The following is a 13,080-nucleotide window of genomic DNA, read 5'->3' on the forward strand; positions in this document are numbered from 1 at the left end:
GGCCCCACCGGAGATCATGGCTAGACTCCCGGCGTGCGGCTGATGGTCATGATTGTCGCGTTGGCGTTGTTCGGGTTGTCCGGGACGGCGCACGCCTCCCCCGCGGCACCCTCGCCGCCGGGGCGGGCCGACCTGCTGGCGGAACGGCTCGCGAAGGATCCGATCCAGGTCACCGATCACGCGCTCCGCGACCTGCGCCCCGGCACGGCGCCGCGCATCCGCGCGCTGGTCGCGCGGCTCGGCGTCCCCGTGTACGTGGTCGTCGGCCCGCCGCGGCTGCCCGAGGGGACCCGAAGCCGCGACCTGATCCCGCTGCTGCGCGACCGGCTGGGCAAGGACGGCGTCTACCTGGTGACCGACCCCGACGCGGGCGGCACGGCACGGCAGTTCGGCGGGTCGCTGCCCGTCGACCGCGCCTGGACGGTCGCGGCGCTCGAACTGCCCTACGAGGCCGACATCGCCGACCACGTCCAGCGCTGGGTGGAGATCCTCACCGCGCCGAACGTGGCGCGGCGGATCGACCAACGCCGGCCGAGGCCCGAGGACACCACGCCCAGCCGCGGCGAGGTGCGCGACCGGAAGGAGATGACGGCCTTCGGTGTCGGCACCGCGCTCGGCTGCGTTCCCCTGCTCACGTTCCTGATCGTGGCGCGGCTGCGGAAGGCGGCCCGGCGATGAGAAGGCTGCTCGGACTGGCCGCCGCGCTGTTCCTGCTCATCCCCGCGACGGCAGCGCGTGCCGCACCAGGCGTGCCGTACGAGGAGACACGGTTCGCGCGAGTCGCCTCGGAGATCGCCAAGGACCCCCTGTACGTCGACATGGACCTCGCCGACCTCATCGGCACCGAGGCGCGCACGAGCGTCCGGGCCGCGATGACCAGGACGTCCAGAAGCCTCGGCGTCCCGGTGTATTTCGTGGCCATCCCCAACGGCAGCGAGGCCGAGTCCTACGGGAGGACAGGCGCCTTCCTCGCCGGCCTGCACGCGCATCTGCGGCGGGACGGGCTGTTCCTCATGGTCGACGCCAGAGGTGAGCTCGGCGCCGCCGCGTACGGGGTGCCACGGCGGTTCTCCGGCAGGCTCCTGCCCTTCGGCCTGCGGTACGCGGACGACTACGACCGGCCCTTCGCGGAGCTGCCGCCCAGGGTGAGCCGCGCGCTGGAGGGCATCGCCGCCGCTCCGCCAGGCCCGCCCGCCACGGAGGAGAGCGAGACGGGGGTCCCCGCCTTCGGCCAGGAGCATCCGCCGCTGGAGGCCGAGATCTGGGGCCCCTTCTTCGTCGGGCTGCTGGCGGGCGCGACCATCGCGGGCCTTCTGTACGGGCTGTTCCTCCTCGCCCTCCTGCCCTGGCGGACGAGGCGGCGGAGGGGTCGGCCCGCCCCGTCGCGGACGGCGCCCTCCCGTCCCTCGCCGCGCTGGCTGCGCAGGCACGCGGCCAAGGAGCTCGGCGCCCTGGGCGCGGAGCTCGACCCCGACCGGCCCGGCATGATCCGCGCCTACGACGCCGCCCGGCTCCTGCACGACGACGTGGCGGACCGTCCCGTCAGGGGCGACGACGGCGCCTTCCTCGACCTGGTCGCCGTGATCGTCCTGGCCCGGCAGGGACGGGCGGCGCGCACCCGGGCCAAGCCCGCCCCGACCTGCTTCGTCAACCCGCTGCACGGCGAGGCGGGCAGGTCCAGGCGCAAGATCGACGGCCGGGGCCGCAACCCGGTGTGCGACGGCTGCGCGAACGGGCCGTACGAGAACCGGATCCTGCGCCTGCCCGACCGCCGCCCGCACTACACCGTGCCGGGACGCTGGCAGCGCGGCGCCCTCGGGTCCCGCCGCCCCGACCTGGCCGCCGACGTACTGGAGTCGCTCGGTGTCGACAGCTGAGAGCGCCATGGCGCCGTCCCCCGGAGAGAAGATCGCCGCCGCGCTGCGCCGGTCGCCCATCCACCTCGACCCGTCGCTGGCGAGCGCGGTGCCGCCGGCCGCGCGCTCCCGGCTGCTGGCCCGGATGCGCCGCTCGCCCATCCCGATCTTCATCGTGATCGTCCCGCTGGTGAGGGGCGGCACGTGGAACGACGCCGAGCAGCTCAGCACGGTCGTGCACGACAGGCTCCGCGAGGACGGCGCCTACCTCACCCTCGGCGACTACGACGGCCAGCTCGCCGCGCGGCAGTTCGGCGGCACCGAGGAGCAGCGGAGGAACACCGAGTACGCCGCCCGCGTCCCGTTCTTCCTGGACGAGCTGCGGTACGCGACGCTCGCCGACCGGCTGCTGCGCGCCGTGGACCTGATCGCCGCCGGTCGCGGCGAGGCCGAGTACAGGGCCGCCACCGCCCACCTCGGCAGGCCCTCGCGGACGCCGGGCCGGAGCGCGCCCGCCGCCCGTCCCGGCGACGGGGAGGGCGGGCCGCCCGTCCTGCCCCTGACCGGGGCGGCGGGCGTCGCCCTGGCCGCGGTCGCCGGGCTCGTCGTCTGGCGGCACCGCCGGGGCGCCCGTGTCAGGCGCGCCGCGGACCCGATGCTGCTGCCGCGCGCCGTCCTGGCCGCCGCCGAGCGCGCCAACGAGGACGAGCTGCGTGAGCAGGCCCAGCGCGAGGTCATCGCGTTCGGCGAGCTGCTGGACGGGACCGACGTGGACACCACACGTCCCGAGGCGGCCGCCGCGATGACCCGCGCGCTGGACGCCTACCAGGCCGCGGGCAAGGTCGTGGACGCCGCGCGCGACCTGCCCGACCTCGCGGGGGTGCTCGTCCTGGTGGACCGGGGCCGTGACGCCCTCGCCTCGGCCCGTTCCCTCGCCGAGGGCGGACGGGAGATCCCGCCGAGCCCGCTCTGCTTCTTCAATCCCCTGCACGGCGACGCCACGGTGACCGTCGACTGGCGTCCCATCGGCCAGCGCGACCGGCTCCGCGTCCAGGCGTGCCGGGCGTGTTCCAAGGCGGTGCGCTCGCATCGCGTGCCCGAAGTCCTGACCGCCCGCGCGGGCAAGCGTCCCGTCCCGTACTTCGAGGTGCCGGACGACGTGTGGGCCGAGACGGGCTACGGCCAGCTCCGCGACGACCTGACCCACCGAGTGCTCCGCGGCGACCTGCACCGCCGCTGAGCTCCCGGTACGCCTCCTGGAGGCGGCGCCTCGCCCGCGCACGGCGCGCGCTTTTGGTCATATCCTGCTTCCTGCACGGAAAGGGGGGGCGGACCGGATGGGTTTGGACTTCGAGAGCCGGGCGTCCGACTCGCCGTTCGTCGAGCGGGTGTGGCTCAGCCGCAGCTCCGAGGTCGACACGATGATGTCGGTCGCGGCCTCCTGCTGGGACCTGGTCGTCTGCGAGCGGCGCGGGCAGGTCAGCGTGGTCGTGCACGGGCCGGAGTCGCGGGCCAGGATGGCGCCGGTCCCCGAGGAGGCCACGTTCTTCGGGATCACGTTCTCGCTCGGGACGACGATGCCGCATCTCCCGGCCGGGCGGCTTCTCGATGACGAGGTCGAGCTTCCCAACGCGACGCGCAGGTCGTTCTGGCTGAAGGGGTCCGCCTGGCACCTTCCCGGCTACGACAACGCCGAGGAGTTCGTGCGGCGGCTGGTGCGCGAGGACGTCCTGGTCCGTGACCCGGTCGTGGACGCGGTGCTGCGCGGGGAGCCGCCGAAACTGTCCGCCCGCACCGTCCAGCGGCGTTTCCTGGCGGCGACCGGGCTCACCCAGGGAACCGCCCGGCAGATCGACCGCGCCCGGCAGGCGGCGGTCCTGCTCCGGGAGGGCACGCCGTCGCTGGAGGTCGTGCACCGGCTCGGGTACTTCGACCAGCCGCATCTGGCCCGCTCGCTGGCCCGCTTCGTCGGGCGGACGGCCACACGGCTGGGCGCCGGGGACACCGCCGAACCGCTGTCGCTTCTCTACGAGACCTGATCTTCGCTCATGGGCCGGGCCCCGTACGCGAGGTGGGTGGACTACCGGCCGGACTACAGCGGCGGCGAGGACGCCGCGTTCGCCGACCGGATCAACAACGCGACCAAGTACGTCGTGTCGACGACGCTGGACGGCGTCGGCGCGTGGCGGACCAGCACCCTGGTCAAGGGCGACCTCGCCGAGACGGTCGCGCGGACCAAGCGGGGCGAGGGCAAGGACATCGCGGTCGCCGGCAGCCCCGGCCTGGTCACGTCCCTGCTGGAGCCGGGCCTGCCGGCCCGCAGCGGCACCGTCATCGCGACCCACCGTCCGGCGCGCTGATCCGGCGGAAGGACGCCGACTGGCCGCTCCTCCCCCGGGGTACGGTGCCGACGTGCCCGCGCTGACCGTGATGACCTTCAACATCCGCCATGGCTCGGGGACGGACGGCCGTCTCGACCTGGAGCGGATCGTCCGGGTCATCGAGGGGGAACGACCCGCCGTGGTGGGGCTCCAGGAGGTCGACCGGCACTGGTCGCAGCGCAGCGCCTTCGCCGATCAGCCGTCCTGGCTGGCGGGCGAGCTGGGCATGCACGTGGTGTACGGGGTGAACGTCGAGGCCGCGCCGCCGCGGCCGGGTGAGCCGCGCCGCCAGTACGGGACGGCGATCCTGGCGCGCGGCCCGATCGTCGAGTGGGACAACACGCCGCTTCCCCGTTCCGGGCGGGGCGAGCAGCGGGGGCTGCTGCGGGCGCGGATCCTGGTGGACGGTGTGCCGCTGACCGTCTGCACCACCCATCTCCAGTTCGGCGGCCGGGGGGAACGGCTGGCGCAGGCGAGAGAGATCCGGCGGCTGCTAGACGGCGCCGAGGAGCCGTTCGTGCTGATGGGCGACGTCAACGCCACTCCGAGAAGGGCGGCGGCCAGGGCGCTCACCGGGATGCTGTCCGACGCGTGGGCGCAGGCCGGGAGGGGGAGGGGCCACACGTTTCCCAGCGGGAGGCCGAGGCGCCGGATCGACTACGTGCTCACGTCCGCGTCGGTGGTCGTGCGGAAGGCGGCGGTGGTGACCTCCGAGCCCGCCGCCTCGGATCATCTGCCGGTGGTCGCCGAGATCGTGGTGGGGGGCGAGGAGAGCGAGAGAGCTGGTTAGTCCACAGAGGTGAGAAGGAAGCACCCTCATGGCCTCGCCCCGCCGGTGACTCTAACAGTCAGGCGGGGATGAGGTCGCGCAGATTTCCCGGTGTGAACACGGTGGACTTCTCGTGGAGGCCGTCCGGGCGTTCCAGGCCCACGAAGGTGACGGGATGGCCGGGGAGGCGCTTCCCGTCCCAGAACGTCACCGAGGCGGGGCCGGGCGTCAGCAGGTCGGTGAGGTGCCGGACGGTCAGGAACCGGCGCTCGGCGAGGCCGCGCACCAGTTCCGTGGTCGTCAGCCGGTTGCCTTCCACGCGGTTGAACGACGGGCGGCCTTTCAGGTAGAGGTGCAGCCACTTGGCGCGCCACCGGCCGTCGTCCCCGCGCAGGAACGCCAGCGGCAGCGCGACCCGGCCGGGTCCGCGCAGGCCGGACTTCATCCGGACGGTACGGGGCTCGAACGGGCGGCCCTTCTGCTCCGCGTCCCGCAGCATGAACCCGAAGAACGACTCCGCGACCTCCTCGAAGCCCTCGCCGGAGTAGACGTTGACCTGCGGGATGATGGCGCGCGCCCGGATCCGGCCGAGCCGCAGGTCGATGAACTCCGAGGCCCCGTCCGGGGCTTCGGTGACGTCGCCGGAGTGCTCGCCGCCGACGGTCCTCAGGGACGTGTACGACAGCCATACCGGGTTGAGGTAGTCGGCGTCCAGCAGCAGCGCCGACAGGTCGAAGTCGGTGCTGATCCGCCGCTCGCGCCAGTGGACGAAGAAGCGCAGTGTCTCGCCGTCGACCGGTGACACCGAGCCGCGGGGCAGGGTGCCGAGGCCGTCCGCGGTGGCCTTGCCGCTGAGCGGCAGCGCGACGTCCAGGACGGCGGGGTCGACGAGCAGGTGGCCGACGTCGGGGAGGCGGCGCTGGACCTCGGTGTCCAGGAACGCCGCTAGCCCGGCGATGACGCCCTTGGGCAGGGGCGGGCGGGTGTCGGCGGCGGTCCGCCCCCTGCTCAGGCGGTTGGCGAAGACCCGTGTGCGGCCGCGCGAGCCCCCGCGGTTGAGCAGGTGCTCGCGTACCGAGAGCAGGACGCGGCCGGACACCTGGTCGGCCACGGACGCGGCGGCCTCCAGCACGGCGTCCTGGACGGCGGGGGACGGGTCGAGGCGCAGCAGCCGGTCCAGCGAGCGGAACAGCAGGCCGGGCGCGGAACGCAGCAGGGTCGCGGCGCCGACCACGTCATCGGCGGCGAGCCGGGCCTCGACACGCGAGGCGAACGACGGCGCCCGCTTCTCCCCGCGCGCGACGGCGAAGACGTCGGCGGCGTGGGGCCAGCGCTTCCCGTGCTCGTGCGGGTGAAGCCGCTCGCCCAGCCGCTTCCACTCCTCGCGGTGCGCGGCCACGTCCCCGAGCTTGGCCGGGGCGGCGCGCACGACCCCGTCCAGTCCGGCGAGCAGAGCGCGCCGCACCGGGCGGGGGAAGGAGACGAAACGGGACGGCTCGACCAGGGTCACGTCCCCGTCCGACAGGGCGCAGGCGAGGCGGAGCACGTCGGTGACGGTGTCCAGGAGCAGGCCGGCGCCGGTGGTCAGACGCACCTGGTTGATGAGGGCGCGGTTCTCCCGGACGGGGATCCGCTCCGGCTGCGGCCCGTCCGCGCAGCGCTCGGCCAGGACGCGCAGGTCGTCCAGGTCGGCCTCGGCGAGCGGGGTGTCGCTTCCGGCCAGGGCGAGGTAGAGGCCGGTGACCTCCTCGTCCAGTGAACGGCCCAGGTGCAGGACGGTCACGCGGTCACCGGCGCTCTCGATCAGCTCGTCGTGGGCTTCCAGCAGTTCCTCGTAGGTGTGCTGGTAGCGGCCGTAGGCCGGCAGGTCGAGGAGGTTCTGGACGCCGTGCTCCACCCTCGACTCGGCGCGCCACGCGTCGACCGGGTCAGGGAACGCCTGGCGGACGCAGCTCAGCCAGAAACCCAGGGTGTCGGGCACGTTGTTCGGGAAGTCCCGGAAATACGCGTTGTGCCGCACGTGGTCACCGGCGAGGCGCCGCACGACCGGCAGGACGCGCACCGCCAGGTCCACGACCTCCCCCTCGGAAAGCTCGGAGAGGCGGGTCAGCAGGTCGCGCGACAGCTTGAAACCGGCCGACATCAGCACGGCGTCGAACTGGCGCGCCGCGACGCCCGGCGAGCCGATCCGGCGGCCCGGAGTCGAGGCGCCCGGGGTGGCGGACGGGACGGGCACGCGGCGGGTATGCCGGATGACCAGTTCCTCCAGGTTCGCGCTCATCCGGAAATGCTGGCAGTCGGCCGCGTGACGCGCACTCCTTTTTCGTACGGGTCCTGTGATAGGACGGTGACCGTGATCGACGAAACCGGGATACGGCACCTCGAACGGTGCATCGAACTGGCGAAACAGGCCATGGATGCGGGCGAGGAGCCCTTCGGCTCGGTGCTGGTGGGCGGCGACGGAACGGTCCTCGCCGAGGACCACAACCGGATCACCTCCACCGGGGACGCGACGGCGCATCCGGAGTTCGCGCTGGCGCGGTGGGCCGCGGCGAACCTGACCGCGCGGGAGCGGGCGGCGGCCACCGTCTACACCTCGGGTGAGCACTGCCCCATGTGCGCGGCGGCGCACGGCTGGGTCGGGCTCGGCCGGATCGTGTACGCGGCGTCCTCGGCGCAGCTCACGCGGTGGCGCGCGGAATGGGGCGAGCCGCCGTCGCCGGTCGCGCCGATCCCGGCCCGGGACGTGGCCCCCGGCGTGGTCGTCGAGGGCCCCGTCCCGGAATTGGCCGAACGGATGCGCGAGGTGCATCGCGCCTACCACTCCGCCTGACGCCTGCTCCTAGCGGGTGAAGGAGAAGGTGCTGAGCCGGACGTCGCCACCGAACACCAGGTAGACGTCCTGGCGCCCGGACACCCCGGTGACCGCGGCGGTGAGGTCGCGGTAGGTGTAGCGGTCGCCGGTGGGCGGAATGGTGACCGTCCCGGCCAGGCGCCCGGTCGGCGAGCCGAGGCGGACCTGCGCGGTCGTGGCGCCCGCGCTCTCCTTCGCCGCCCGCACCCGCAGGCCGCGGACGCCGCGCGGGCCGAAGTCGGCGCCGGTGAAGGCGACCCATCCGCCCGCGCCCGCGGCGAGCGCGTCACCGGAGGGCTTGCTCTCGTCCACGATCTCGGCGCCCCGGTGGTCGTCGAAGTCGACGGCGCGGGTGGGCCGGGTGAGGTCGCGGGCGGGAACGGTCTCGCCCGGCACGGCGAGGGTGGCGCGCCGCCTGATGTCCGCGGACGACGCGCCGACCATGATGTCGTGGTCGGCCTTCTCCACGGTCCACCGGTTGCGGGTGACGTCCCAGTGCGCGAGGTCGGAGACGCGGAACCCGAGCGTGACCGTGCTGGTGCGGCCGGGCGCGATCCGCACCTTCTCGAAGTCGCGCAGCTTCTTGAGCGGCTGTTTCACGCGTGAGGTCCGCTGGTGGGTGTAGAGCTGCACCACCTCGTCCGCCGCGACCTTCCCGATGTTGGTGACCGGGACGGTCACGGTGACCTGCCCGGCGCGCAGGCGCACGTCGGGACGCCCGTACCGGAACGTGCCGTAGGAGAGGCCGTGCCCGAACGGGTAGAGGGGCGTGCCCTTGAAGTACTGGTAGGTCCGGTCCGACTTGATGATGTCGTAGTCGAGGATGTCGGGCAGGTCGCTCTCCGAGCGGTACCAGGTCTGCGGGAGCCGCCCGGACGGCCCGGCGTCGCCGAACAGCACCGCGGCCAGGGCGTTGCCCGTCTCGGCACCGGCATGGCTCGACCACAGGATCGCCGGGATGTGCTTCTGCTCCCAGGTGAGGGTGGTCGGGTAGCTGTTCTCGACCACGACGACCGTGTTGGGGTTCGCCTTCCGCACGGCCTTGATCAGCGCGGACTGGCCCTCGGCCAGCGCCATCGTGGTGCGGTCGTGGTCCTCGCGCCCGTTGATGAACGGCATGCTGCCGACGACCACGATCGCCGCGTCCGCGCCCTTGGCCGCGGTCACGGCGTCGTCCACGCCGCTGCGTACCACCTCGCGGGTGAAGGTGGTGGCCTCCTCCTTGGTGGCCAGGACGAGGGTGCCGTCCGCGCCGGCCTTGAGGTAGGTCTTGGCGGGCTCGGCCCAGTCGAACGCCTTCTCGTACCCGGCGTACCGGAGCAGGACGCCGTCGCCGTCCGGCTCCAGCGTGAACATCTGCTGGACGAACCATCCGGAGGGCTGCGCCTGGTCGTTGGCGAGGTTGTCGGTCCAGCTCCCGTCGGGCCTGACGAAGCGCCCGACGGTCTTGCCGTTGGCGGCGCTCCGCAGGGTCAGCACGCCCTGGCCCCAGTCGAACACGTCGAACTGGGAGGTCGCCGCGGAGGTGGTGTCGGCGAGCCTGAGGAGGTCGCCGTCGGCGTCGGCGCCGCCGGTGACGTACCTGCCGGTGGCCGGGTCCTTGAGCGCGATGCGGTCGACGGCCTCCGTCCCCGCGACGGACCCGCCGGTGGACGCGAGGCGCTGCCGGATCCCGTCCAAGGGCGTGACCCGGTACGGGAGGGCGCCGGAGTACCAGTCGGTGTAGAGGGTGTCGGACAGGGGGCCGACGACCGCGACCTTCCTGTCGCGCTTCGCGTCCAGCGGGAGCGTCCTGTTCTGGTTCTTGAGCAGGACGAGCTGCTCGGTGGCGGCCTGCCGGGCCAGCCGCCGGTGCTCGGGGCTGTCCACCACCGCCTTGGTGATCTTGGCGTAGGGGCCGCCGTCCGGGTCGAACTCGCCCAGCCGGACGCGGATCGACAGGATGTGGCGCACGGCGGTGTCCACGTCCGACTCGGCCAGCAGGCCCTTGGACAGCGCCTCCTTCACCGCGGCGATGGTGATGCCGGAGTTGGTGTCGTCGGTGGTGAAGCTGTCCACGCCCGCCTTGAGGGTGGCGGCGTCCGCCTCGGCGAGCGTGCCGTAGTACCCCTGCGAGTTCACCAGGTTGTTGGGGCCGTGCGCGTCGGTGACGTTGAACAGCGTCCGGTCCGTCCACGAGCGGACGACGTCGCGGGCGTCGGGGTGGGCGGTGGCGGGACGGCCGTTGATCAGGTTGTAGGCGGTCATGATCCCGGTGGCGGCGTCCGCGGAGATCGGCAGCTTGAACGGGACCTCGTCGTACTCCTTCTTCACCCGCGGGCGCAGGCTGGAGGACGTCGTGTCCCGGCGGATCTCGTTGTTGTTGGCCAGGTAGTGCTTCAGGACGGGCGCGGCCTTGAGGTAGCGCGGGTCGTCGCCCGAGATGCCCTTGCCGTACGCGGTGGCCAGCATGCCGGTGAGGAGCGCGTCCTCGGAGTAGCCCTCCTCGTTGCGTCCCCACCGGGGGTCGCGGAGCAGGTTGACGACGGGAGCCCATAGCTGGAGGCCCCACAGGTCGGAGTTCTCCTTGTTGAAGCCGCGTGCCTCGTCGCCCACGGCGGAACCCACCCGCCTCATCAGCGAGGGGTTCCAGGTGGCGCCCAGCCCGACCGACTGCGGGAACACGGTCGCGGTGGCGGTGCGCACGGCGCCCGGCGGGGTGGAGTTGATGTCGGTGGACCAAGCCAGGCCGTGCAGCGCCTCGGTCCCGGTCTTGAACCGTTTGATGCCCAGCCGCGGGATGGCCGGCTGGTACTGGTGCAGGAGCGACACCTTCTCGTCCAGGGTGAGGCGGCCGAGCAGGTCCTCGACGCGCGCGTCCACCGGCAGGTCCGGGTTCCGGAACGGGAGGGTGTCGCGGGCCGCGGCCGGAGGCGCCGCGACCAGGGTGGCGACGAGTGCCGCCCCGGAGAGAACGGAGATGATCGGTCTGCGTCTGTGCGGCACCACGGCTTCTCCTTTGTTCAGCGTTCGCCGATCCGCCCTAACGGGAGGTCACTGGCGCGGGTGGTCAGACGGGGCGGGAGCAGGGTGGCGGCGGGCACGTCCTCACCGTCGAGCTTGGCCATCAGCAGGTCCACCGCGCGGCGGCCGACCTCGTCGGCGGGGATCGCGACCGACGACAGCGGCGGCTCGGCGTGCTCGGCCAGCTCGTCCGGGCAGATCGCGACCACCGACAGGTCCTCGGGGACGCGGCGCCCGGCGCTCCGGAACGCGCGCACCAGCGGATCCATCACCGGCTCGTTGTGGACGACGACGCCGGTGAGGTCCGGCAGCTCGGCCAGCAGCCGCCGCACGAGGGCGCGGGCCGCGTCGGCGGTGGCCTCGCACGGGTAGACCTTCGCGGACAGGCCGTGCCGCCCAACCGACTCGCGGAAGCCGCTCTCGACCCGCTGCGCGAACCCGGTCTGGCGGTCGTACACCTCGGGCGGCGAGCCGACCAGCGCGACGGTGCGGTGCCCCAGCCCGGCGAGCCGGTCCGCGCACGCCGCCCCGGCCGCGTGGAAGTCCAGGTCGATGCAGGTGAGGTCGGCGGCCTCGGCGGGGAAGCCGATCAGCACGCTGGGGCGGCCCAGCTCGCGCAGCAGCGGCAGCCGCGGATCGTGCAACTGGACGTCCATCACGATCAGCGCGTCCACCAGGGCGCTGTCGGCGACCCGGCGCAGGCCGTCCACGCCCTCCTCCTGGGTGAGCAGCAGCACGTCGTGGTCGTGCCGGCGGGCGGCGGTCACCACCGCCGCCGCGATCTGCATGACCACCGGCACATGGATGCCGCTGCGCAACGGGATCATCAACGCCAGCACGTTGGACCGGCTGCTGGCCAGCGCGCGGGCGCCGGCGTGCGGCCGGTAGCCCAGCTCGGCGATGCTGGCCAGCACCCGTTCCCTGGTGCCCGCCGAGATCGACCGCTTGCCGCTCAGCACGTACGAGACGGTGCTGGGCGACACCCCGGCATGCCGCGCCACATCAGTGATCTTGACCACCGCACGTCCCCCTCTCCGCCGTGATCCCGCCGCGGGCGGCGAGATCGACCACAGGCCGCCGCGCACGCCCCGGACCTGCCAGGACGCGTTCGGCGCACACGAGAACCACGGCGGCGCCGGCGGCGAACGCGCCGGCCAGGGCCGTGGCGCGCACACCGTACACCGGGAGCAGCAGCCCGCCCGCGAGCGCTCCACCGGCGATTCCCACGTTGAACGCGGCCGAGGCCCACGCGGAGGCGACATCGGTGTTGCCGGGCGCCGTCTCCAGCACCCGCGCCTGCATGCCGGTGGCGAGCGGGGGCATCGCCAGGCCCAGCATCATCACCCCCGCGACCGCGCCCACGGGCAGCTCGCCGAGGCCGGACAGCACCAGCAGCGCCGCCGCCATCAGCGCCGCGGCGCCGCCGAGCAGCCGCCGCGCGCCCCGGTCGACGAACGCCGCGGCGAGGCCGATCCCCGCGATGTCACCGGCCCCGTTGGCCAGCAGGACGGGGCTGATCTGACTCTCCCTCAGCCCGGTCACCTCCAGGAGGAACTCGGTGATGTAGGTGTAGGCGGTGAAGCAGGCCCCGACCGTCAGCGCGACCACCACGATGAGCAGCCGGAACCTGCGGGCGTCCGGATTCGTCGCGGCGGCGGCGTGGCCGCGTCCCGGCGGGCCGCCGGGCAGCAGCACGGCGACGGCCACGACCGCGGCCGTCGTGACGGCGCCGAGGGCGGCGAACGAGGCTCGCCACCCCAGCGCCTCGCCCAGCCACGTCCCGGCGGGGACGCCCGCCACGATCGCCAGCGACCCGCCGGCGAAGACGTAGGAGGCGGCGCGCCCGCGCCGTTCCGGTGTCGTCAGCGCGGCCGCGGCGACCACCGCCACCGGCCAGAACAGCGCCTGCGCGAGCGCGGTGACCAGGCGCGCCGCCAGCAGCGGCCCGTACCCGGGGGCCAGCGCCGCAGCCCAGGTCATCAGGGCGAACACCGCCATCACCACGGTCAGCAGCGGGCGGCGCGGCACCCGCACCGTCACCTTGGTGATCGGCACCGAGACCAGCACGACCACGATCCCGTACCCGGTGACCAGCAGGCCGACCTCCGAGGCCGACGTGCCCAGGTCCGCGGAGATGAACGGCAGCAGCCCGATCGGCAGCGCCTCGGCCGTCCCGAAGCAGAACGCCCCGACCGCCAGCGCCGCTGTGCCCCCCGC

11 protein-coding genes are annotated in these 13,080 nt (G+C 73.6%); 7 read left to right on the forward strand and 4 right to left on the reverse strand.

From position 1 onward, the window contains the following. Positions 1 to 33 precede the first annotated feature (33 nt). The 6 genes from ACGWYJ_RS20920 to ACGWYJ_RS20945 all read left to right on the forward strand — a co-directional run bounded on the left by ACGWYJ_RS20920 (position 34) and on the right by ACGWYJ_RS20945 (position 5,027). Positions 34 to 678 (forward strand): hypothetical protein, encoded by a 645-nt coding sequence (locus ACGWYJ_RS20920; protein ID WP_395107877.1) that lies wholly within the window; start codon positions 34 to 36, stop codon positions 676 to 678. Beyond that, entirely contained in the window at positions 675 to 1,877 is a 1,203-nt protein-coding gene (locus ACGWYJ_RS20925) for a hypothetical protein (protein WP_395107878.1), read from the forward strand. Before ACGWYJ_RS20920 ends, ACGWYJ_RS20925 begins: the two co-directional genes overlap by 4 nt. Then, positions 1,864 to 3,096, forward strand: a complete 1,233-nt coding sequence (locus ACGWYJ_RS20930) for a hypothetical protein (RefSeq protein ID WP_395107879.1) — start codon at positions 1,864 to 1,866, stop codon at positions 3,094 to 3,096. The genes ACGWYJ_RS20925 and ACGWYJ_RS20930 overlap by 14 nt, the downstream gene beginning before the upstream one ends. Before the next feature lie 97 nt (positions 3,097 to 3,193). Then, positions 3,194 to 3,895, forward strand: coding sequence for a helix-turn-helix domain-containing protein (locus ACGWYJ_RS20935; protein ID WP_395107881.1), 702 nt, complete (start codon positions 3,194 to 3,196; stop codon positions 3,893 to 3,895). Between the two features lie 36 nt (positions 3,896 to 3,931). Then, the gene (locus ACGWYJ_RS20940; RefSeq protein ID WP_395107882.1) at positions 3,932 to 4,216 is read left to right on the forward strand and encodes a dihydrofolate reductase family protein; all 285 of its coding nucleotides are present in this window, start codon (positions 3,932 to 3,934) and stop codon (positions 4,214 to 4,216) included. A gap of 52 nt (positions 4,217 to 4,268) precedes the next feature. Continuing rightward, positions 4,269 to 5,027: an endonuclease/exonuclease/phosphatase family protein gene (locus ACGWYJ_RS20945; protein WP_395107884.1), complete on the forward strand. Its 759-nt coding sequence runs from the start codon at positions 4,269 to 4,271 to the stop codon at positions 5,025 to 5,027. 58 nt (positions 5,028 to 5,085) lie between these two features. On the opposite strand, the gene ACGWYJ_RS20950 is transcribed toward ACGWYJ_RS20945, so the two are convergent. Beyond that, a complete protein-coding gene (locus ACGWYJ_RS20950) occupies positions 5,086 to 7,287 on the reverse strand; it encodes a hypothetical protein (RefSeq protein ID WP_395107885.1) in 2,202 nt (733 codons plus the stop codon). 72 nt (positions 7,288 to 7,359) lie between these two features. Between ACGWYJ_RS20950 and ACGWYJ_RS20955 the strand changes: the two genes are divergently transcribed. Continuing rightward, the gene (locus tag ACGWYJ_RS20955; protein ID WP_395107893.1) at positions 7,360 to 7,839 is read left to right on the forward strand and encodes a nucleoside deaminase; all 480 of its coding nucleotides are present in this window, start codon (positions 7,360 to 7,362) and stop codon (positions 7,837 to 7,839) included. Between the two features lie 9 nt (positions 7,840 to 7,848). Here the strand turns inward: ACGWYJ_RS20955 and ACGWYJ_RS20960 are convergent, their stop codons facing one another. The 3 genes from ACGWYJ_RS20960 to ACGWYJ_RS20970 form a co-directional block, all read right to left on the reverse strand. Continuing rightward, positions 7,849 to 10,848, reverse strand: coding sequence for a glycoside hydrolase family 3 C-terminal domain-containing protein (locus ACGWYJ_RS20960; RefSeq protein WP_395107886.1), 3,000 nt, complete (start codon positions 10,846 to 10,848; stop codon positions 7,849 to 7,851). 14 nt (positions 10,849 to 10,862) lie between these two features. Continuing rightward, on the reverse strand, positions 10,863 to 11,882 hold the full coding sequence (locus ACGWYJ_RS20965) for a LacI family DNA-binding transcriptional regulator (protein ID WP_395107887.1): 1,020 nt from the start codon (positions 11,880 to 11,882) through the stop codon (positions 10,863 to 10,865). Then, positions 11,866 to 13,080: MFS transporter (locus tag ACGWYJ_RS20970; protein ID WP_395107888.1), on the reverse strand; the 1,215-nt coding region annotated here is incomplete at its 5' end. The genes ACGWYJ_RS20965 and ACGWYJ_RS20970, both read right to left, overlap by 17 nt.

It is taken from the genome of Actinomadura sp. SCN-SB, assembly GCF_043906805.1.
Classification (GTDB): Bacteria; Actinomycetota; Actinomycetes; order Streptosporangiales; family Streptosporangiaceae; genus Spirillospora.